Genomic DNA, 19,272 nt, shown 5'->3' with positions numbered 1-19,272 from the left:
TTAATGAAATCTTTAAGACTTTTAGCATTATTATCTATTTCGTTATTTACCGTAAGTGCTTGTTTCACTTTTGCTTCCCCGGCTTACGCAGTGAGAGGCGGAACTGTTGCCGAAGCAGGACAAATGCCTGCTTTCGCCGGCCTCTTTAAAGCAGAAAATGATGGCGGTTATGATTGCGGTGGCGTACTAGTGGCTTCCGATAGAGTGCTAACTGCCGCGCATTGCGTCGATGACAAGAACCCAAAGTATATAAGTGTCGGAGACAGAAGTATCGCCCAATTAAAATCCTGGTCAGATCAGAATCCTTACGGAATTACCGGGATTGTTCATCTACCCAATTATAAGATTCTGAATGAAGGAAATCAACAGACTGTCCAAGACGATATGGCGGTCCTGCGACTAGAACGCCCGGTCGAGGGTGTTTCAGTGGCGCAGATCAGTGATACCCCTATGAAAGTAGGGGCAATTTATCAGGCATTCGGGCATGGCGTCACACAAGGCGACTCGCCTGCACTCAGTGACCCTCTCAAGACTTTGAAGCTGCGCAATATAGATTCGACTACCTGCTCGGCAAAGATGCTTCAAAAAATACCGGGCGGAATGGAATGTTTTCAACCCGAACGAGTGGCAAGTCAAGACTCTGCCTGTTCTGGTGATTCAGGTGGTCCGCTAGTTGATGCGAAAGGCAACGTTGTCGCGGTGGCTTCTTGGGTAAACGCGACTGAAGAGGAACCTTATTGCGCTGACCCGTTAAATCCGGTTCAGGCCTTTCAGGACGTGGTTCAGTATAAGCAAATGATTTTAGATCCGCATCTTTTTGACCTCATCCCGACCACCATCAACTCGCGTGTTCCTGTAACTACTGTTATCGCAGATTCATCATTGTCGAAACCCATAGTGTGCAGGTTAGCTAACGGCGAGGTTCCTGAGAGATGGAAAGTTTCTATTTCCGGTGGTGACCCACGTGGTGCCTGGATAGGGAAAGGGAATAAAAAAGACAATCCTGACGGAAAAATATCAATCTCCGCCGATATCATTCCTAAGCTCAAGCCAGCCGATTCGGGCAGATGCGATGTACTTCAAACCCAAGTACCCGGAGCTCCAACCGGATACAAAACCGTATCGTCTGTCGGTTTTGTCAAATACTTCTAAACCACCTTGGCGAGTAGAGACAGTCTAGCCTTTTGGGCGGTGCTCTCTTGATCCCGAGGGCAGGGTCTTATCTTGAGAGCATCGTCCAAAAGTCCATATCGCCGCAGATCACAACCCGCGGTAACCCATCCTCGAGAACGCTAGTCGTGCACCATATCCGCTCCAGCGACCCTCCAGTACGAAGATTAATCAGTTCCCCACTGAAATTCTCCGACGATAGTGCTCGGGAGAAGTTCTGCACTTGGTAATGCCCGGCGCTCTTGCTGCTCGACGCTTCCGCGCGGTCAAGATCTGGGAGGCAAGGGCGGCTATCCGGAGACCTTCTTCAGCATGACGGCAAGTTCTATTGCTTGGCCGGCGCCGAAGCTGGGTGCGAGGGTGCTGAAAGCCTCCCAGCCCTCTTGCCCCAAGCCATCGAGATCCTGTTCGATTTGCTTGTAGTCGAAGCCTTTCATGGTGAGTTTGTAGGTCAGCACTTTGTAGTTCCACTGCTGAGTCATGATGTTCTCTCCTGATGGTTGGTGTTTAATTGCAGATCTTCCAGGGGCTTTTCTGGTTGATTCCCGCTGCTTGATTCCAGGTGCCCGAAGCCTGCATGCTGAGAAGCCTCTCCCCCGCGCGCTTGAGGACGTCGAACTGGGCCACGTTGTCAACCTCCTCGAGCGTGACTCGAATGGTGTGTTCGGCATGCGCTGCCCCGCCTGACAGCTCCGAACCTGGCTGAGACAGCACTGGATAGCGCTCCCAAAGGTCTCGAATGACGGGGATAAGCCGCTCAGTCACTTGATCTCTGGTGTTTTCACCTGCATCGGCGGGTAGCCGAGCAAATTCCGGTATCCCCAGTACGGTGTCACCACCGAATGCATTGCCGTAGACACTGCTGTCGCGAGTGCTGCGACTACCTCTGTCGCTAATACTTGCAGGTCGTTCGCTATAGTTCAATCCGGGATCAGCTAAACCCAGGATCAACAATACAGCTAAGCTGTACCCTTCCGGGTGTTGCTGGAGCATTCAAGTTTTCAATTTCTGAGTTACACCGCAGTAGTAAGGGAATATTATGACGAGTTACCGAACCAATGCCGAAAGTGAGACACAACTTTTGCTCCCACGAATCTGGTATTTTTCAACATTTGTTGTCGCACTAACTGGCGCCATCTTAGGCCTAATCGAAACATTTTCGAGCGCGGAATTCGGTCAGAATCCTTTATTCTCTTTGGGAAATTACATTGGGTACTTTACTAATATTAACGCATGGCTGATGGTGATTATCTCTGCTATGCTCACTTTGCATCCGATGAGAAAAGGGGGTCGGCTCTGGCCATCCTTGAGACTGTTTTCTGTTGTCAGCGCAACAGTGGTGTGGTTTATCCAGAATTTTATACTCAATTACGTTCCGGGGCATCAACCACCGCAAGGCTTGGGAGTCATTAGCGATCCTGCAGTACATATCATTGGCCCTCTAATGGTGATGCTTGGTTGGCTCCTTTTTTCGTCGAGAAGATTGAATCGGCTCGCGAATGTTCCGGCACTTCTAATTATCCCGATAATTTACTTGGCGTACACGGTATGGCGCGGAATTACGATCAACTGGTTCCCCTATCCTATTGTCGATGCAGATGTCCTTGGTTGGCCTCAAACAGTGTTGAATATTGCGCTTGTAGGCTTGCTGTTCCTCATTCTAGGTTATATTTATTTCTTCTTCGATCAAGTATTGAGTCGCTTCAAGCGGAAATCAATAAACTAGTTTTCTAGTCTAGGGATCCTGATAAAATGACTGGAATAGGTTACATTCATGATCGGCTAAATAATCCATCGAGATTACCAGCCCGGCAATCAGTAGCGGGTAAGTATTGAGCATCCACAACAATTCGCGAGCCGATGGCGAAACATTGCCTGTAATAGCGCTCAGGGAATTCTGACGCCACCACCAAGTGGCTCAGAGGATGGTCGGGAGGACCCCTCCATCTGCTCGCAATGCGGCCCCATTGGTGGCCGAGGCGAGCGGACTTGCCAAGTACGTCACGAGATGAGCGACCTCCGATGGATCGAGGAAGCGCTGAATGAGTGAGGTATGGCGCACGAGTGCCTCCTTTAACTCCTCCACTGACGTCGACTGCGCTGCTGCGATCTTCTCGACCGTTTCGGCGACGCCATCGGAATAAGTTGGTCCGCCGAGCACGGTATTGACGGTTACCGCGGTGCCGCGGGTGAGTTTCGCAAGGCCGTTGCTGACTGCGAGAGCTGCTGCCTTGGTGGCTCCATAGTGAATCATATTGGCGGGTACATCGACTGCTGATTCGGTCCCGATAAAAATAATGCGCCCCCATCCCCTTTTCAACATGGCTGGGAGCAGCTGGCGGGAAAGTCGGACGCCGGCGAGAACGTTGACTTCAAAGTAACGCATCCACTCATCGTCGCTAAGGTCGGTGAATTCTCCGAGACCGAACAGGCCGACATTGTTGATCAAGACATCTACTTCTTGAAGTTTTTCCAGTAACGAAGCGGCCTCCTCGCTCTTCGAGAAATCAGCGGCGATTCCGCTGAGATCAGCATCTGGAATTGTCATCCGTAGGCGCTCAATCGCCTTCTCAACGCTTAGCTGGGTGCGCCCGTTGATGACAACCGAGGCACCTTCGGAGAGGAGCTTCTCCGCCACTGCATAGCCAATCCCCTGCGTTGAGCCTGTAATGAAAACCTTCTTCTGGGCGAGGTTGAGATCCATGCTTCATGTCCTTATCCGCTGCTCAGGCAGCCATTAACTTGCTTGAGCAAGTAATTTTAGATTAAATCACTTGCTTAGGCAAGTAATCGGCTAGGCTATGGTCATGGATGCACAGGAAAGATTGACTGAGTTTGATCGAGAAGAACTTCGAGTGTGGTCTGCGTTGGCCACCCTCTTGGAGTGGTTGCCAGCAACGCTTGACGCTCAGCTTCAGCGAGACTCAGAGCTAAGTCATTTTGACTACGGGGTGATGTTCGCACTTTCTAAAGCTCCATTGAGCACGCTTCGACTCAGCGACCTCGCGGAGTACGCCAATAGCACTCTCTCCAGACTGTCTCGATCAATAACTCGACTAGAGAAGCCTGGGTGGGTGGTTCGATCCATTGACTCGGAGGATGGTAGGATCACTCGCGCCACGCTGACAGTCCAAGGGCATCAGATCGTTTCTGACGCCACTCCCGGGCATGTTCAACTGGTCAGAAGTATAGTTTTCAATGCTCTGACAAAGGAGCAAAGCAGTCAGCTATTCTCTATCTGTCGAGGAATCACTAGTGCCATTCGCGAGGGCGGAGAATGGTCACCTGACCCGGTCCCGCGATCTTCCAGGAATCGTCAGACCTCAAGCTGAGGGAGTTGCTGTCGATGGCGCATAGTGTTAATTCCTTGGGATTGAACCGGGATAGCCGTCTCGTTCAAAGGCAATTTCCGCCCTGCGATCAAAGGGTTTTTCTCGGGATCTCAGTCGGCCAGGAGGCCTGGCAGCTACAGGTTCGAGTGGGCGCTCTGGGGTTCTGCTTCTAACCACTCTCGGAGTTCGTCGTAGAAGAGTTCCACTCGCTGCGGCTCGTCGTCGCCCAGTAGATCATCCTTCACGTCGTATCCCTGGCTCCGGAGATAGTAGGCCAGTAGGGCGTAGCTGGGCCGGTACTTGGTTGCTTCTGCTTTGTCGATCTGCAGTTGATCCCCCGGAAATGCTGGAGTGAGGGTGTCACGTTCGTAAATCGCATCGAATTGAACCACCTTCCACCCGGCGGCTTCTTGATGCAGGCGATAGTTCAGTCGAGCGTAGGAGATTAAATGCGCTGGAATACCATGGATCTCCACTTGGAGCTCGACTCCGCAGGATAGTTCCGCGATCGCGCGAGCACCCTTCAGGTGGATGGATGGAGGAGAGAGCCGGTGAACGGCGGTGTCCCCCGCGCCGCTCATGCGTTCCGAGCTGGTGACGAAACCGGGACCGTCTCCCCTGTACCAAGAGATCTTGACCGCTGAATCAAGGGCGAAGGCTTCGCGCATCTGCTGCCACCAACCACGGTCCCGTCCCTGCCTCTCGTGCAGGATGAGTTGGCTGATCTCGGTGATTTCATCACTGCGGCTCATTGGATCTGCTCCTCTGCGGATGAGCCGTTAAAAATTCTTGCATTCTCGATAGTTGTCATCATTTCATCTCCTAAGTATCTTTTACGAAAGGTATCATGAAAGTAATTTGACATAAAGTAGTCCTATGAATGAGATGCGTGAAGTGGCAGCCCTCTCCCTGGCTCAGCACACCGCGAGATTGCAAGCTCTGATGGAACGGCCCATTGCTAATGCACTGAATCCGCATGGGCTCTCGAGTGCTGAACTGGATGTCCTCGGTGCGCTGATGAGTCATAAAGAGGGCGGGATCCGGCCCGGAGAACTCTCTTCCAGATTGCTGCTTACTACCGGAGGGCTCAGTAATATTCTTCGTCGCCTGAAGGCTGATGAACTCATCGAGCGACGAGTTGATGCCCGCGATGGGCGTAGCTATACCATCAGTCTGACGTCTAAGGGCAGAGTGGTGGCTCGTGAAGCCGGCTTGGCCGTGAATGCCGTGATTGACCAGCTGTTGGAAGATGTTGATTCTGAAGTGCTGCAATCAGCCTCTCAGTTGATGCACCGCGTGCTCGCTGAACTTGGTGAAGACTTGCCCGTGCATTATCACTCACGTCGTTGAGCTGAGAATTCGCGGAGGCTTCTTCTCTCCAAGGTTTAGAGCGGCTTGCAGTAGTGATTCCCGAGGGATGTTCTCGAAGGCATTCAGCTTGAGAAAATGTTGAGTAATCGTCAACCCAGGAACACTGCTCACTGCAAGAATGGCGCGCAACTGAGCAGCTCCGTCATTTAATAATGTGGCGAAATCACGGACTCATCCATCAAGGAAGTTCCGCATTCCGGGCAAGGACAAGATGGCGGTGCATAAATCGAGCCCAACACCGAGCCATCCCCGACCGTCGTGGCATCCTGCCCTCTCCTGCCGGGTCCGCAGGCCAGACTGCGGTTGCGTACCAGCTCGGTCAGGAGCGACTCAAAACATGACACGCGTTAAGGGTCCAGTCGAGATGCTCATTAAATCAAATAATACAAAACTGATTAAGGATATTTTTTTTCCGTAAGCTAGATCGCTGATCTCCTGAAATTATCTGAATTACCTTCTTGGTCTTACTATGCGGCATTCTTGGCTTGTTGGCCAGGTTGAAGAGACTGCTGGAAATATGCTTTGTTTCAGGGCAGCTGGAAGGGCTCAGGACCGTATACCAGATACCTCGGTGTTGGGGGCCGTCAGATCATGTGACGGCCCCCAACACCGAAGATTAGGTCGAGATATTCAGAGCACTCGACTGATTAAGGGCGGAATTTAATAGAGAGAATAGTAGCTTCCGATGAGATGGCGCTGAGTCCTTGTAGTGGAACGGTACTCATGGGTTTTCCACAGTTTTTATCGGTATATGCAGTTAATATTCCCGTCCCGACCGTGGTTACAAGAACCGCCGTGGCTCCGAGATTCGGGTTATCGTTTGAAAAACGATTCTGGGAAACCTGTATGCAGTCGTTGAATACGGGCTTAGTCAAAGTCAGCACTAGAAAGTTGATAATAACTTTAACGGTTGCTGTTGATCGGTTGAGGGTCGGCTGAAGTCCGAGGTCAACGAGCGGAAGGACTACCTGAGGTTTCTGGGTAAATTTTACCGCTCGGAAGCTCCGCTGGGTTGAGATTTGATCGCCTTTTGAAGCGGAAATGCTTTCAGAGGGAACCAAGCATAACGAATCCTGATATAGCGTGAGAAAGTAGTTATTGGAGAAATTTACAACGCTATTATAGGCGTTCCCTTTCTGATAAGCGCTAGCGTCATAGCAGAAATCAGAATAAGGGTTATGTACCGTAATAGCACTTTCCGAAGATGCCCCTGGTACTGTCTTGTAGCCAGCGGTAAAATACGCTTCTTTGCCACCTGGTCCAGGGACATGATTCCCAGTGGCGGCGGCGTTTGCGGGTATAGCGACAATCGGTAGGACCATGACCGCTGAAATCATTGCGGTGAGAGCAATAGCGAGTGAACGACGTCGAGGCTTTGAGCGAGGACGGTGGATTACAAAAAGCATAACACGCACCCTTCAAATTTGAATAGCTCAATGAACGTCAAATAAAATGACAATTTTAGTTTGCACCCAAGTTCACTTACCGTCAATGATTTTTACATTGATCCTTTAAAAAGATGCATAGATATGGGTAACCGACGGTATCTAGAAAGCTGTTTTGCTTAGAAAAGTGCTCAGCGGAATTGAGCTATCTTCACGCTGCCAGAGTTTCCGCTAATCTATCGGAAGCAATGGACCAGACCCTTAATCCCGGTAACGCTCGTTCACGGTTCGCCCCCAGGCATTCTGCCGAATAGCCGACCGAACTTCTGGCCTCTTATTGGCCGACTCTGCCATCCACGCACTCGCGCAAGAGATCGGCGTGCCCGCAATGCCTGGCGTATTCCTCAATCCTGTGCACCAAGAGTTCCCGAATAGCGATCTGGTGCTCCCCCACCCGCTCGTTCAGATCAGGGTGCTTGGCCAAGGCCGCATCGGTGGATGCCTGCTCCCTCGCCAGATCGGCATAGGCGGCGTCAACCTGAAGCTGTTCGGCCGCGGCTTCATCGAAGTCAGCATCGCGTTTGCCGTAGAGCTTAGGCAGCGGATCCTCGTCCCCGATCCAGTTATGCCAGTCTCGTTCCACCTCGGCGAGATGGCGAAGTAAACCGAGCAGGGACATGGTCGACGGCGGAACCGAACGTAGAGCCAGTTGCCCTGGATTCAACCCTTCGCATTTCATCAGGAGGGTCATCCGATAACTCGTCGTGTAATCCTGCAATGTCGGTAGCTCGCCGTCCGGGCTAGGGCCTTCGCTATTGCGTGGGTCCTTCTCCGGATCGGCCCACATATCGGGGTAAACGGTTGCTTCGGTCCATCGCGCGGGCTGTTCGTTCATGGGTTCCATCCTGACCGATTAGCAGCTGGCTGACTAGGGAAAGTAGATTTGTCGTTAGCTTGCCCAAGATGCGTATGCTGTCATTTTTTGCCGCCTCGCGGCGCCGAGAAGATATAGTTTCAGCATGCATCCGATGAGCAATCTGGGCTGCAGCGCCCGCAGAGGACCTTCCGGTATCCGCTGACCGGTACCGCTGATCCCTCCTGATTTCTGAGCGGCTACCCGTCGCAAACCGACCCATTCATCTCATGGCCGGTGCCTCCGGTCTGCTCGGAAACGGATATTTATGCTGCTCAACCACTCCCCCAGAATACGTGCCTCCTTGGGTGCGCTCTTCGTGCTCATCGGCTCGATCAGTATTCAGCTGTCGTCGGTGCTCTCCAGTACCGTGTTCTCCACGGCCGGGACCATCGGTACCAGCGGACTCCGATTGACGATGGCCGCCGTCGTGCTGCTCGCAATCGCTCGCCCCAGAATCCGCGGACTGAGCAAAAAGACCTGGCGTGGGATCTTGCTCTACGGGATAGCGATGGCCGCGATGAATGTGCTGCTGTACAACGCGCTTGAACGTCTTCCGCTGGGAACAGCTGTCACCTTGGAGTTCCTCGGTCCGCTCGCGGTGGCATGTTTCGGGGCGAAAGGACGCCTCGAAAGATTCTTGCCCCTGGTGACCCTGCTCGGCGTCGCCTTGGTGACCAACCCGGGCGGCAGCTTCGATCTTCTAGGAATCTGCTATGCACTCGGCGCCGCGGTGGCGTTCGCCGCATACACACTGATGGCGGGTCAGGTGGGCGAAAGCAGCGAGGGCATCCAGGGACTCGCGCTCTCCGTCAGCATTGGCGCACTCCTGCTCACACCGTTCTCGATTCAGGCCGCACCTAAGTTACAGGTCCCTGACTGGCTCGCTGTCCTTGCCTCCGGTCTGCTCGGCGTCGCCTTGGCCTTCACCTTGGACTTTCTGGCGACTAAGCTGACCTCGCCGCGGATCGTCGGAACCCTGTTCGCCATCGATCCGATGGCGGCCGCGATCACCGGTGCTCTTACGTTGCGGCAGTCGCTACCGCTCCAGGTGGTGATCGGGATCTTCTTGGTGATCATCTCAGGAGCCGTGATCATCTGGCGCAGCGGCCGGACGAGAACCGAGGGCGTCCCGCGGCCGGACTGAGCCGGAGCGCCCGGAAGACCCAGGGAGTTGCCGCTGTTAAGCTGGCGACTATGACTGAAGCGAACGACTTTGAGGCGGCAGGGCCGGGTTTGTATTCTGAATGGCATGGCGAGCAGCAGCCGGATCGTCGGCCGCTGCTGTTGATTCACGGTGGTGGTTCGACCATTGAATCGAACTGGGGTGCACTATTGCCCGAGTTGTCAGTATCCCGGCAGGTGCTCGCCGTTGAATTGCAAGGTCATGGGCACAGTAGCGAGGGAGATCGTCCGGCTTCATTCGAAGGCTCAGCGGACGCAGTTGCCGCTGTACTGCGTCAACAGGACGTCCCATCCGTTGATGTCCTGGGCTTCAGCAACGGCGGCCAGGTCGCCCTGCAACTCGCCATCCGTCATCCCCTGCTGGTGAAGCGGCTTATCGTCGCTTCTGCACCGTTTCGTCGTGACGGCATGATCGAAGGTTTCTGGGCGGGGATGGAAGCTGCGACGTTCGAGAGCCTCCCACAGCTCTACAAGGACGCCGATTTCAAGGCCAGTGGTGATCCTGGGCACGCCGAAAGGATGTTCTCCCTTGACCGCGAACAGATGCTCATCGGGTTCAAGGACGTCCCCCGCGCCGAACTCCAGCGAATCGAGGCGGCCACTCTGGTCATCTCTGCCGATCACGACGTCGTCAGGCCGGCCCACGCACTGGAGCTCGCTGAGATCATCCCGAACGCCAGGCTTCTGATCCTGCCGGGCAACCATGGTGACTACCTCGGCGAAGTGATGGCTGCCGCCGGTGACCTCAGTGCGATGCGGCGCACTTTGCCGATGATCCTCGCTTTCCTCGACGGCTAACTCCTCCCGAACCGTACTGAGCCATCGCTTCTGCCGAAGTGTATGGCAGAACTAGGCTGGTGCTGTGGAAGAAGAACTCAGCGGAGGAAATATGAACACCGTGGTTCGAAGCGGGAACACCGTTCGCCGCCCCTCCGGGCCATGGACGCAGACGATCCATGCGCTGTTGGAGCATCTCCATGATCACGGCGTGAACTGGGTACCTCGGCCACACGGTCTGGATGAACAGGGCCGGGAGATCCTCGACTTCCTGCCGGGAGAGGTTCCTGCCTATCCCCTGCCGTCTTGGGTGTGGAGCGATGAACTCCTGCAGAATTCAGCTCGGGCTCTGCGGCAGTTTCACAATGCCACGGTAGATTTCGCACCGCTGGCTGCCCGGTGGCAGTTACCTCCGCACGGTCAGCAGGAAGTGATCTGCCATAACGATTTCGCACCTTATAACTTTGTCTGCCGGAATGGCGGGTTTGTGGGATTGATCGATTTCGACACCGCTTCTCCAGGTTCTCGGCTCTGGGATCTGTGCTATCTCGCCTATCGTCTGGTTCCGCTGGCCTCGCCGGAGAATGTCGACGCCGCTCCCGGGAAGCTCATGAGCAATACCGGCCGACGAATCGACCTGCTGCTGCAAGCCTATAGCTGGGATTTCACTGCCCAGCAGCTTGTCCAGGCCGTCATCGCCCGGCTTGAGGATCTAGCGGAGTTCAGCACGACCCGTTCAGAGACTGGTGGAAGGCCCGAGCTGGCTGAGCACGCAAAGACGTATCTGAAGGATGCCGCTTATCTGCGAGCAGGCTGTGCTGAGCGAGCGGACAGGCCGGATCTATTGCAATCCACTCGAACGGGGCATCATGATGGAGAGCAAGGTGATTTCTTTTTCACATCAGATTCCGGAAGTCGCCTCGAGAACACAAGGGAGAGATGAACGATGAGTACAGAACATCAAGCGGCCGAGCACAGTGTGCAAGAACATCAGCATGGCACCGATTGCGAGCACGAGGCAGTGCAGCACGAAGACCATGTCGACTATCTTCACGATGGTCATAAACACCATCAGCATGAAGACCACTACGACGAGCACTAAAGCCAGATTTTTTCGAGGGGGCGGACGGTCAACGTCTGCCCCCTCTGCTTATTCCGTCGACTGACGCCTCCCAATACCGGATCCCTGGGTTGGCTCACTGCACCCAGGCGGCAGCGATCAGACTTGCCGGTCGGCCAGGAGGATGCCGTTGCCGCTCGCCGCTACCCGGATCGAATTGATCGCTTCTTCGAAGACCTTCTTCGTCTTGGCGTAACCGATGGCGCCGCCCTTGACCGCGCCCAAGGCGCCGTCCGAGTCGAAACGGAAACAAGAATTTCCGTGCTCGTCGATGCGGAAAACGAAGGTGAAGGAGACATGGAATTTGCTGCCCGAGAGGGCGCCGAAGGCGAGGGTCATGCCCATGCTTCCCCGCTCGACTTTAACGACGCCGGGCTGGGTCGATGATGCCTTGAAACCGGCGTTCTTTAGGCTGGAGATCACGAAGGGGATGGAATTTTCCAGACCACCGGCGATGATGAGTTCGGTACTTGCTGCCATATTCGGACTTCTTCCTCGGAGTTTCCTTGAAATCAACTGAAAATCACTTTATCGGAGAGGCTATCGAAAATAAAAGAGCTTCAGTCGGAAACCAGGATGAGGTCGAGGAAGATCGATAGCTGCGCAACGACATCCACGGTTTTCGGCTCGAGTAACCATTGCAATTGCAGGCCATCCCAGAGTGCAACCAAGGAAATCGCGGTCAGCCGGGGGTCGAGCCCGGGGCGTAACTCGTCACGATCCCGGAGCAGCTCCAGGACTCTGCTGTAGTCCCGCCGAACCACCGAGAATCGGTCGATGAAGTAGCTACGCGCTGGATGATCGGGAGTGGTCGATTCGGCCGAGAGAACTGAATAAAGGCCGATCAGCGCGCTGGACTTTTCATTGGCCTTGGCCTGATTGAGCACTTGCCGTCGGAAATCCGCGGCAGTGCGCACTGAGTGAAGACTCACCCCATCGGCGTCTCGTTGCTCCAGAGTCGCCATCAGGATCTCTTCTTTGCTAGCAAAGTGATGCGTCAGAGTGGAGAGGCTCATCCCCGCTTTGGCTGCGATCTCACGCAATGAGCTGCCGTAATAGCCGTATTCGGCATAGACCTGAGCCGCCGCTTCCAGGATTTTGCGCTGCCGGCTCGCGGTTTTCGCGTAGGGGCCGCGCTTGCGCAACCTTTGGAGTTCCAGCTCAAGGGGAACCTCGCTGGAAGCGTTAAGCTGTTCCTTCTCCATCTTGCTCCTCGGTGCGTTGTACGGCGGCGTCGAACGAATTCTTCTAAATTTAGGTCAGTTGTTCTGAATTCATGTTATCTTCGTCTCATTGCTTTGGCGGTACGCCAGGCAGCAGATTGTTCACACGACGAAGTGGTTCATATGTCCTCATTCACTCGACGGAGCGCCATCGCACTCGGTCTATCCGCGGGCACCGCTGCTCTGCTGAGTGCCTGCGCAACTCCCGGTTCGGTCTCGGCCAATACCAAACCGACCATCGCCCCGGCCGCCTCAGGTGAGAAGATCACCCTCACTTACTGGGCCTGGCTCAAGGATCTGCAAAAGATCTGCGATATCTGGAATGCTCAGCACCCCAATGTCCAGGTCGAAGCGGTCTGGACCCCCGGCGGAAACGCCGGAGGCTATCAGAAGATGTACGCCGCACTGGCCGCCGGTGGCGGTCCGGACCTGGCCCAGGTGGAACTGCGCTCGATCCCCGAATTCATGCTGGTCAACGGCCTGGTGGATCTCTCACGCTACGGCGCCAAACAGTACGCCGACCGCTATGACCAGACGCTGTGGAACCAGGTCAGCTACCTCGACGGGGTCTATGGGATCCCCCAAGATTCAGGGCCGATGGGGCTGTACTATCGGCCGGACCTCTTGAGCAAAGCGGGGGTCGACGTTCCTAAAACGTGGGAGGAATGGGCCGATGCGGCAGCTCAGTTACGGGGCATCGGCAGCTATATCGATTGCTTCCCGCTCTCGGACGCCGCGTGGTTCTGCTCCTTGGCCTGCCAAGCCGGAGCTTCCTGGCTCAAACCAGACTCCGCCGGCTGGACGATCAATCTGACTGACCCGGCCACGCTCCAGGTCGCTGAGTTCTTCGACCGTGTCATCGATCAAGATCTGATGACCACCGCCTACGCTCCTTATTCCGCTCCATGGTTCGCCGCCGTCGGCTCGGGTCAGCTGGCGAGTCTGATCGGAGCCAGCTGGGGTGACGCGCTGCTCGAAGGAGTCAGCGGAGCGGCGGGCAAATGGCGGGTCGCCGCACTCCCCCGGTGGGGCGATGCAGGGTTCGGGTCCAGTTACAACGGAGGTTCCACTGCCGCTGTCTTCGCCAACAGTAAGCACCCCAAGGAAGCGCTGGAATTCGCGGTCTGGATGACCACCAGCAAGGAAGGCATCGACGCGATGATCAATAACAGCGGCATCGGTTGGTCACCGGCTGTCGACTATCTCGGTGCGGCCCGGCAGAAGCCTTCAGAGTTCTTCGGCGGGCAGAACTACAACCAGGAGATCTTCTCCCCGGCCAGCAAAGAGCAGAATCCTGCATGGTCCTGGTGGCCACTGACTCAGCAGACCTTCGAAATCATTTCGGATGGATTCCGGAAGAAGGCCAACGGGGTCTCTCTGGTGAGTTCCCTGAAGCAATCAGAGCAGAACGTCATGGCCGCCTTCAGAAACAAGGGCCTCACGATTCGGAAGGTCAATTCATGAGCACGATCAAGACAAAGCGCCTCAATCTGGTCCTGGCGCCCTGGATTCTTCTGGCCCCTTTCCTGCTGCTCTTCCTCTTGACCTTCGTGCTCCCCATCCTGGTCGCGATCGGCAATAGCTTCACCAAGGTGACCCGGCAGGGAACCTTCGGAGAGCAGGGCGTGCACACCGACTTCGCCTGGTTCAGCAATTATGCGCAAGCCTTGGCCAACGGCAATTTCATCGCCTCCATCGGCAGGATGCTGCTTTTCGGCGTCGTACAGGTCACCGTGATGATCGCGCTGTGCACCTTGCTGGCTCTGCTGTTGGAATCCGCTTCGGCACGCTGGCCCGGATTCTTCCGAGCTGTTTATTTTCTGCCGTACGGAATCCCCGGAGTGATTGCGACCATTCTGTGGTCCTTCCTCTACGTTCCGGGGCTCAGCCCGCTGATCGATCTGGGCAAGGTCTTCGGTCTGCAACTCGATTTCCTGGGCGCCGGAAGTGTGCTCTGGTCCATTGCCAATATCGTCACCTGGACCTACACCGGCTACAACATGATGATCATCGTCGCACAGTTGAAATCCATTCCCACCGATGTCTACGAAGCCGCCAAGGTGGACGGCGCGAGCGCTTGGCGGGTAGCCCGGAGCATCCAGCTGCCGCTCATCAGGCCGGCCTTGGTGCTCACCACGGTGTTCTCGATCATTGGCACTCTGCAACTCTTCGCGGAGCCTCAGGTACTCAAGAGCTCAGCCCCGGCGATCGACAGCGAGTACACGCCTAATCTCAGCGCTTACTCGACGGCTTTCGCCTATAACGACTACAACGTGGCGGCCGCCCAGGCAGTTCTGATCGCCCTGGTGGCCTTCTTGCTGTCTTTCATATTCCTTCGGATCACGAACAGGAAATCCCGATGAGCGCTAGCCGGGTCAGCACGACTGACCGATCCGCCGGAAAATCCAGGTCCTCGGCCATTCTGGTCACCGCGATCCTGGTCCTGGTGGCAATCTATTTCCTGGTGCCCGTCTACTGGGTGGTGGTGGCCTCCACCAAGAGCACCCAGGACCTCTTCGCCAGCAACGGCTTCCTGCTCGGCGGGACCTTCTCACTGTGGCATAACCTGAGCCAGGTACTGAGCTACGATAACGGCATCTTTCTTCGCTGGTTCCTCAACTCGGTGCTCTATGCCGGGCTGGGCTCACTGATCGCGACCTATCTGGCGGCGGCCGGTGGCTATGCGCTGGCGAAGTATCAATTCCGGGGTCGTCAGCTGATCTTCGGCACCGTGCTGGGTGGCGTGCTAGTTCCGGGCACCGCTACGGCGCTGCCGCTCTTCTTGCTGTTCAGTCAGCTGGGCCTGGCTAACACCTACTGGTCCGTTCTGATCCCTTCTCTGGTCTCTCCGTTCGGGCTCTTCCTCTGTAGGATCTACGCGGATTCCACGGTTGACACCGCCTTGATCGAGGCCGCTCGGATCGATGGAGCCGGTGAACTGCGGATCTTTCATACCCTCGGCTTACGGATCCTGTCTCCAGCCCTGGTCACGGTCTTCCTGTTCCAGCTGGTCGGGATCTGGAACAATTTCTTCCTGCCTCTGATCATGCTCTCCGATAACTCTCTGTATCCGATCACCCTGGGATTGAATAACTGGCGGAGCCAGGTGGACCGGTTGCCCGAGTTCTACGAGCTCACTACCGGCGGTGTTCTACTGTCGATTATTCCCTTGGCGATTGCTATGGTGGCGCTGCAACGTTTCTGGCGAGGCGGGCTCACCGAAGGAGCAGTTAAATGACCTACTTGATCGACCGTGGCCCAGGCCGCGGAGCTCGCACCCCGGCACGAGCCAGATTGCTCAGCAGCGCAGCCAGCCAATCCTTGAACGGCGATTGGAGCTTTCGGTTGCTGCCGTGCTCCCCCGATAGCTGGATAGGCGAAGGCGTGCTACCCGCGGGAGAAACCTCGGAGGATTTTGCCGGGCTTCACTACTCCGACAGCGGCTGGGACACTCTTCCGGTACCCTCTCACTGGGTGCTTCAAGGCGACGGCAAATACGGACGGCCGATCTACACCAATGTGCAGTACCCCTTCCCGATCAATCCGCCTTTCGTCCCGGATGATAATCCCACAGGAGATTATCGACGGCGCTTCGATCTTTCCGCCGAATGGTTCGGCGACACGAAAGTGTTGCTGCGTTTTGACGGCGTGGAATCCACCTATCGGGTCTGGCTCAACGGGCAGGAGATCGGCGTCGGCAAAGGCAGCAGACTGGTGCAGGAGTTCGACGTCACTACGGCCCTTCGGCCCGGGGAGAACCTGCTCGCGGTTCGTGTTCACCAATGGTCGGCTGCGAGCTACTTAGAAGATCAGGACCAGTGGTGGCTGCCCGGCATCTTCCGTGATGTGACGCTGCTGCTGCGGCCCGCAGGAGGACTCGACGACGTCTGGGTGAAAGCGGACTACCGGGATGGCAGAGGTTCGGTCGACGTCGAACTCTCCGAAAGTGCCACTTTCCCAGTGCGGTTCAGCGTCCCGGAGCTCGGCGTGCAGACCACCTGGCGTCATCGCGATGAGGTGCGACCCTTCGAAATCGATGTGGTGGAGCCGTGGAGCGCCGAATCACCGAAGCTCTATCAGGCTGAGGTGTCGAATCAGGCGGAGACGGTGAGCCTCCGGGTGGGGTTCCGGACCGTCGAAATCATTGGTGATCAACTCCTAGTGAACGGCCGACGAGTGGTTTTCCACGGGGTGAATCGGCACGAAACCCACCCCGTGCGCGGCAGGGTTTTCGATGAAACCCATGCCCGGGCGGATCTGGCTCAGATGAAGCGCTTCAACATCAACGCGATCAGAACGAGCCACTACCCACCGCACCCTCGTTTGCTCGACCTCGCGGATGAGCTGGGATTCTGGGTGATTGACGAATGCGATCTGGAGACCCACGGCTTCGAGAACGGCGGCTGGGCGGATAACCCCAGCGATGATCCGAAGTGGCGGGAGGCTTACCTGGACCGGATCGAACGGACCGTGGAGCGGGATAAGAACCATCCCTGTGTGGTGCTCTGGTCTTTGGGCAATGAGTCGGGCACAGGAGCCAATCTGGCTGCGATGTCCTCGTGGGTGCACCGCCGGGATCCTGGCCGACCGGTGCATTACGAAGGCGACTACGCGGGGGCTTATACCGATGTTTATTCGCGGATGTACGCTTCGGTCCCCGAGGTGATTTCGATCGCCGAGGGCAGCAGCGAGGCGCTGCTGGGCTGCCGCCCGGCAGAAGCCTCCCGGCAGCGGAGTAAGCCCTTCCTGCAGTGCGAATACGTGCACGCGATGGGCAATGGCCCGGGAGCGATCGATCAATACGAGGAGCTGTTCAGGAAGTACCCCAAGCTGCACGGTGGCTTCGTCTGGGAATGGCGCGATCACGGCATCCTGACGCATACCGCCGAGGGAGTGCCTTTCTACGGCTACGGCGGCGACTTCGGAGAGGTGCTGCATGACGGCAACTTCGTGATGGATGGCCTGGTGCTCAGTGATGACACTCCGAGCCCGGGGCTGCACGAGTTCAAGGCCGTGGTCCAGCCGCTCCAGCTGGAACGCCTCGACGATCGCATCGTGGTGACCAACCTCAGGCATTCAGCTGATACCTCGGACCTCAGCTTCCGCTGGAAGTACGAAGTGGATGGTGAAGCGATCGCCCACGGTGAGCTGATCAGTGCGCCGATCCAGGCTGGGGACACCGCGGAGCTCACGCTGCCTGAATTGCCGGTAGTGCAGAACAGCGAAGCCTGGCTCACCATCTCGGCGGTACTGGCCAAGGACCAGCCCTGGGCAGCGGCCGGTCATACCGTGGCCACCGCCCAATATTCCATCCAGGGCGAGCCTCCGGCAGCCCCTGCGATCTCCCGCACTTCGTTGAGCTCTCAGCCCTCGGGGCTCTCCCAGGATCGAGCTTGTACGACGTCGGCTGCGGAGAACGGCGAGCTTCCCGCGGTCTTCGCTCTCGGTCCGGCGGTTTTCGAACACGGCCGTCTGACCAAACTCGCGGGGCTGGCGGTTCGCGGACCGCAACTCGAATTATGGCGTGCCCCAACGGATAACGATGAGGGCGACGCTTCCGGCAACTACGACGCCGCTGACCCCTGGGCCAGCAACGGTGCCGGGGCTGCGGGCCCTACCCTCGCGGATTCCTGGCGCCGGGAAGGCCTGGATCGACTGACCCACCGGGTGGAATCCATCGAGCTCGGCCATCATGAACTCCGTACGATCACCGTATCGGCGGCGGCGAATAGCCGGGCCACGGTGCGGACCACTACCTTATGGCGCCTTGTGACCCTGGACGGTGAGGAACAGTTGCAGCTCACCATCGACATGGAACCCTCCAAGGGCTGGAACACGGTGTGGCCGCGATTGGGGGTGCGCTTCGAGTTGCCGACAGCGGTGGACGGCGCCCGCTGGTTCGGGCTGGGCCCGGAGGAATCCTATCCGGATAGCTTCCGAGCTGCCCGGGTAGGGCGTTTCGAACGCACGATCGAGGAGCTCTCGGTCGACTACGCGCGACCACAGGAGACGGGCCATCGTTCCGCGCTGCGCACCCTGGAACTGCTGAGCGCCGGGCAGCCCGCGCTTCGCCTGCAAGCCTATGCCGATCAGCGGGGCCGCTTGCCCGGATTCACCCTCTCGCCTTACACAGCTCAAGAAATCGCGGCAGCGGAGCACCCCTTCGAGCTTCCGACGTCGTCCGCGAGCTACCTGTATCTTGACGCCGCGCAGCACGGTCTGGGTTCAGCCGCCTGCGGCCCTGATGTCTGGCCGAGCTTTGCACTCCGCCCGGAGGCGCGGAGCTTGAGCTTCATGGTGGGCTGACGGCGGAGCTTTCACGCTCCGAAACGACCTCTGGCTTCTAGCGGTATCAGTGGCTTCTCGGCGCGTACCTTGAGCTCTTGAACCGCCCAAGTATTGCCATCCGGGTCTGAGAAGCCGAAGAACGTTCCGCCGTCATCGGGACTGAACGACATCAACTCACTGGCTTCGACGCCGCGCGAGATCAGTTCGGCGCGTGCTGCCTTCGCGTCCGAGACCACCAACTGCAGTCCACGAAGCGAACCGGGGGCCATTTCGTTTTGAGCGGGTAAATCACCGATCACGATCGAGCACCCGGAACCGCGAGGGGTGAGCTGGGCAACGTGCATATGCTCGTTCTTGGTGTCGTGATCGAGGTTGAAACCCACCTGATCGCGGTAGAAAGCTATTGCGCGATCGAGATCACTCACCGGTACGACAACGACTTCCAGAGTCCAATCCATTGGCCTTCTCCTTTGAATCCTGTGAATGGCAAACCTTCTCAAGGCATCCT

General features: G+C 56.7%; 21 protein-coding genes. 12 read left to right on the top strand and 9 right to left on the bottom strand.

Features of this window, described 5'->3' with window-relative positions:
- Nucleotides 1–3 precede the first annotated feature (3 nt).
- Entirely contained in the window at nucleotides 4–1,152 is a 1,149-nt protein-coding gene (locus ABDK06_RS01070) for a S1 family peptidase (protein WP_394938035.1), read from the top strand.
- 308 nt (nucleotides 1,153–1,460) lie between these two features.
- Here the strand turns inward: ABDK06_RS01070 and ABDK06_RS01065 are convergent, their stop codons facing one another.
- Both ABDK06_RS01065 and ABDK06_RS01060 read right to left on the bottom strand, forming a co-directional pair.
- Nucleotides 1,461–1,652 carry a DUF4177 domain-containing protein gene (locus ABDK06_RS01065; RefSeq protein ID WP_394938033.1) on the bottom strand — a complete coding sequence of 64 codons (192 nt, stop codon included), beginning with the start codon at nucleotides 1,650–1,652 and terminating at the stop codon, nucleotides 1,461–1,463.
- Between the two features lie 25 nt (nucleotides 1,653–1,677).
- Nucleotides 1,678–2,163 carry a hypothetical protein gene (locus ABDK06_RS01060; protein ID WP_394938031.1) on the bottom strand — a complete coding sequence of 162 codons (486 nt, stop codon included), beginning with the start codon at nucleotides 2,161–2,163 and terminating at the stop codon, nucleotides 1,678–1,680.
- A 46-nt stretch (nucleotides 2,164–2,209) separates the two neighbouring features.
- On the opposite strand from ABDK06_RS01060, the gene ABDK06_RS01055 reads away from it, so the two are divergent.
- A complete protein-coding gene (locus ABDK06_RS01055) occupies nucleotides 2,210–2,896 on the top strand; it encodes a Pr6Pr family membrane protein (protein WP_394938029.1) in 687 nt (228 codons plus the stop codon).
- Between the two features lie 192 nt (nucleotides 2,897–3,088).
- Here the strand turns inward: ABDK06_RS01055 and ABDK06_RS01050 are convergent, their stop codons facing one another.
- Entirely contained in the window at nucleotides 3,089–3,874 is a 786-nt protein-coding gene (locus tag ABDK06_RS01050; RefSeq protein WP_394938027.1) for an SDR family NAD(P)-dependent oxidoreductase, read from the bottom strand.
- A 97-nt stretch (nucleotides 3,875–3,971) separates the two neighbouring features.
- On the opposite strand from ABDK06_RS01050, the gene ABDK06_RS01045 reads away from it, so the two are divergent.
- The gene (locus ABDK06_RS01045; RefSeq protein ID WP_394938025.1) at nucleotides 3,972–4,502 is read left to right on the top strand and encodes a MarR family winged helix-turn-helix transcriptional regulator; all 531 of its coding nucleotides are present in this window, start codon (nucleotides 3,972–3,974) and stop codon (nucleotides 4,500–4,502) included.
- 134 nt (nucleotides 4,503–4,636) lie between these two features.
- Here ABDK06_RS01045 and ABDK06_RS01040 read toward each other — a convergent pair whose 3' ends face one another.
- Nucleotides 4,637–5,254 (bottom strand): nuclear transport factor 2 family protein, encoded by a 618-nt coding sequence (locus ABDK06_RS01040; protein WP_394938023.1) that lies wholly within the window; start codon nucleotides 5,252–5,254, stop codon nucleotides 4,637–4,639.
- 124 nt (nucleotides 5,255–5,378) lie between these two features.
- Between ABDK06_RS01040 and ABDK06_RS01035 the strand changes: the two genes are divergently transcribed.
- The gene (locus tag ABDK06_RS01035; protein ID WP_394938021.1) at nucleotides 5,379–5,852 is read left to right on the top strand and encodes a MarR family winged helix-turn-helix transcriptional regulator; all 474 of its coding nucleotides are present in this window, start codon (nucleotides 5,379–5,381) and stop codon (nucleotides 5,850–5,852) included.
- Nucleotides 5,853–6,520: 668 nt separating this feature from the next.
- Here ABDK06_RS01035 and ABDK06_RS01030 read toward each other — a convergent pair.
- Together ABDK06_RS01030 and ABDK06_RS01025 are read right to left on the bottom strand one after the other, a co-directional pair.
- Nucleotides 6,521–7,279, bottom strand: a complete 759-nt coding sequence (locus ABDK06_RS01030; RefSeq protein ID WP_394938019.1) for a hypothetical protein — start codon at nucleotides 7,277–7,279, stop codon at nucleotides 6,521–6,523.
- A 313-nt stretch (nucleotides 7,280–7,592) separates the two neighbouring features.
- Nucleotides 7,593–8,153, bottom strand: a complete 561-nt coding sequence (locus ABDK06_RS01025) for a DinB family protein (RefSeq protein WP_394938017.1) — start codon at nucleotides 8,151–8,153, stop codon at nucleotides 7,593–7,595.
- A 286-nt stretch (nucleotides 8,154–8,439) separates the two neighbouring features.
- Between ABDK06_RS01025 and ABDK06_RS01020 the strand changes: the two genes are divergently transcribed.
- From ABDK06_RS01020 to ABDK06_RS01005, 4 genes are all read left to right on the top strand, one after another.
- Nucleotides 8,440–9,318, top strand: a complete 879-nt coding sequence (locus tag ABDK06_RS01020; protein WP_394938015.1) for an EamA family transporter — start codon at nucleotides 8,440–8,442, stop codon at nucleotides 9,316–9,318.
- Between the two features lie 50 nt (nucleotides 9,319–9,368).
- Entirely contained in the window at nucleotides 9,369–10,154 is a 786-nt protein-coding gene (locus ABDK06_RS01015; RefSeq protein ID WP_394938013.1) for an alpha/beta fold hydrolase, read from the top strand.
- A gap of 64 nt (nucleotides 10,155–10,218) precedes the next feature.
- Nucleotides 10,219–11,076 (top strand): aminoglycoside phosphotransferase family protein, encoded by an 858-nt coding sequence (locus ABDK06_RS01010; RefSeq protein ID WP_394938011.1) that lies wholly within the window; start codon nucleotides 10,219–10,221, stop codon nucleotides 11,074–11,076.
- Between the two features lie 3 nt (nucleotides 11,077–11,079).
- A complete protein-coding gene (locus tag ABDK06_RS01005; protein WP_394938009.1) occupies nucleotides 11,080–11,235 on the top strand; it encodes a zinc transporter permease in 156 nt (51 codons plus the stop codon).
- 117 nt (nucleotides 11,236–11,352) lie between these two features.
- Here the strand turns inward: ABDK06_RS01005 and ABDK06_RS01000 are convergent, their stop codons facing one another.
- Complete coding sequence (locus tag ABDK06_RS01000) at nucleotides 11,353–11,733, bottom strand: hypothetical protein (protein ID WP_394938007.1); 381 nt, start codon at nucleotides 11,731–11,733, stop codon at nucleotides 11,353–11,355.
- Between the two features lie 80 nt (nucleotides 11,734–11,813).
- On the bottom strand, nucleotides 11,814–12,458 hold the full coding sequence (locus ABDK06_RS00995; protein WP_394938005.1) for a TetR family transcriptional regulator: 645 nt from the start codon (nucleotides 12,456–12,458) through the stop codon (nucleotides 11,814–11,816).
- 141 nt (nucleotides 12,459–12,599) lie between these two features.
- Between ABDK06_RS00995 and ABDK06_RS00990 the strand changes: the two genes are divergently transcribed.
- Genes ABDK06_RS00990 through ABDK06_RS00975 form a run of 4 tightly spaced genes read left to right on the top strand, consistent with a single transcriptional unit; the run spans nucleotide 12,600 to nucleotide 18,782 of the window.
- Nucleotides 12,600–13,940 carry an ABC transporter substrate-binding protein gene (locus tag ABDK06_RS00990; RefSeq protein ID WP_394938003.1) on the top strand — a complete coding sequence of 447 codons (1,341 nt, stop codon included), beginning with the start codon at nucleotides 12,600–12,602 and terminating at the stop codon, nucleotides 13,938–13,940.
- Complete coding sequence (locus ABDK06_RS00985) at nucleotides 13,937–14,839, top strand: carbohydrate ABC transporter permease (protein WP_394938001.1); 903 nt, start codon at nucleotides 13,937–13,939, stop codon at nucleotides 14,837–14,839. Before ABDK06_RS00990 ends, ABDK06_RS00985 begins: the two co-directional genes overlap by 4 nt.
- Entirely contained in the window at nucleotides 14,836–15,714 is an 879-nt protein-coding gene (locus ABDK06_RS00980; RefSeq protein ID WP_394937999.1) for a carbohydrate ABC transporter permease, read from the top strand. Before ABDK06_RS00985 ends, ABDK06_RS00980 begins: the two co-directional genes overlap by 4 nt.
- Complete coding sequence (locus tag ABDK06_RS00975; RefSeq protein ID WP_394937997.1) at nucleotides 15,711–18,782, top strand: glycoside hydrolase family 2 TIM barrel-domain containing protein; 3,072 nt, start codon at nucleotides 15,711–15,713, stop codon at nucleotides 18,780–18,782. Before ABDK06_RS00980 ends, ABDK06_RS00975 begins: the two co-directional genes overlap by 4 nt.
- Nucleotides 18,783–18,793: 11 nt before the next feature.
- Here the strand turns inward: ABDK06_RS00975 and ABDK06_RS00970 are convergent, their stop codons facing one another.
- On the bottom strand, nucleotides 18,794–19,222 hold the full coding sequence (locus ABDK06_RS00970; RefSeq protein WP_394937995.1) for a VOC family protein: 429 nt from the start codon (nucleotides 19,220–19,222) through the stop codon (nucleotides 18,794–18,796).
- Nucleotides 19,223–19,272: the final 50 nt, after the last annotated feature.

This window comes from Psychromicrobium ferritrahens (assembly GCF_043789415.1).
In the GTDB taxonomy this organism is placed as follows: domain Bacteria; phylum Actinomycetota; class Actinomycetes; order Actinomycetales; family Micrococcaceae; genus Renibacterium.
Note: the sequence above shows the minus strand (reverse complement) of the source record. Positions and strands in the feature narration are given on the sequence as shown.

Excerpts from the sequence above, each read along its gene's own strand:
- ABDK06_RS00980 (WP_394937999.1), top strand. The coding sequence starts at position 14,836 with ATGAGCGCTAGCCGGGTCAGCACGACTGACCGATCCGCCGGAAAATCC.
- ABDK06_RS01035 (WP_394938021.1), top strand. The coding sequence starts at position 5,379 with ATGAATGAGATGCGTGAAGTGGCAGCCCTCTCCCTGGCTCAGCACACC.
- ABDK06_RS01055 (WP_394938029.1), top strand. The coding sequence starts at position 2,210 with ATGACGAGTTACCGAACCAATGCCGAAAGTGAGACACAACTTTTGCTC.
- ABDK06_RS01060 (WP_394938031.1), bottom strand. The coding sequence starts at position 2,163 with ATGCTCCAGCAACACCCGGAAGGGTACAGCTTAGCTGTATTGTTGATC.
- ABDK06_RS01005 (WP_394938009.1), top strand. The coding sequence starts at position 11,080 with ATGAGTACAGAACATCAAGCGGCCGAGCACAGTGTGCAAGAACATCAG.
- ABDK06_RS00970 (WP_394937995.1), bottom strand. The coding sequence starts at position 19,222 with ATGGATTGGACTCTGGAAGTCGTTGTCGTACCGGTGAGTGATCTCGAT.
- ABDK06_RS01025 (WP_394938017.1), bottom strand. The coding sequence starts at position 8,153 with ATGAACGAACAGCCCGCGCGATGGACCGAAGCAACCGTTTACCCCGAT.
- ABDK06_RS01040 (WP_394938023.1), bottom strand. The coding sequence starts at position 5,254 with ATGAGCCGCAGTGATGAAATCACCGAGATCAGCCAACTCATCCTGCAC.
- ABDK06_RS01030 (WP_394938019.1), bottom strand. The coding sequence starts at position 7,279 with ATGCTTTTTGTAATCCACCGTCCTCGCTCAAAGCCTCGACGTCGTTCA.
- ABDK06_RS01065 (WP_394938033.1), bottom strand. The coding sequence starts at position 1,652 with ATGACTCAGCAGTGGAACTACAAAGTGCTGACCTACAAACTCACCATG.
- ABDK06_RS01070 (WP_394938035.1), top strand. The coding sequence starts at position 4 with ATGAAATCTTTAAGACTTTTAGCATTATTATCTATTTCGTTATTTACC.
- ABDK06_RS01020 (WP_394938015.1), top strand. The coding sequence starts at position 8,440 with ATGCTGCTCAACCACTCCCCCAGAATACGTGCCTCCTTGGGTGCGCTC.
- ABDK06_RS00985 (WP_394938001.1), top strand. The coding sequence starts at position 13,937 with ATGAGCACGATCAAGACAAAGCGCCTCAATCTGGTCCTGGCGCCCTGG.
- ABDK06_RS01050 (WP_394938027.1), bottom strand. The coding sequence starts at position 3,874 with ATGGATCTCAACCTCGCCCAGAAGAAGGTTTTCATTACAGGCTCAACG.
- ABDK06_RS01000 (WP_394938007.1), bottom strand. The coding sequence starts at position 11,733 with ATGGCAGCAAGTACCGAACTCATCATCGCCGGTGGTCTGGAAAATTCC.
- ABDK06_RS00990 (WP_394938003.1), top strand. The coding sequence starts at position 12,600 with ATGTCCTCATTCACTCGACGGAGCGCCATCGCACTCGGTCTATCCGCG.
- ABDK06_RS00975 (WP_394937997.1), top strand. The coding sequence starts at position 15,711 with ATGACCTACTTGATCGACCGTGGCCCAGGCCGCGGAGCTCGCACCCCG.
- ABDK06_RS00995 (WP_394938005.1), bottom strand. The coding sequence starts at position 12,458 with ATGGAGAAGGAACAGCTTAACGCTTCCAGCGAGGTTCCCCTTGAGCTG.
- ABDK06_RS01015 (WP_394938013.1), top strand. The coding sequence starts at position 9,369 with ATGACTGAAGCGAACGACTTTGAGGCGGCAGGGCCGGGTTTGTATTCT.
- ABDK06_RS01045 (WP_394938025.1), top strand. The coding sequence starts at position 3,972 with ATGGTCATGGATGCACAGGAAAGATTGACTGAGTTTGATCGAGAAGAA.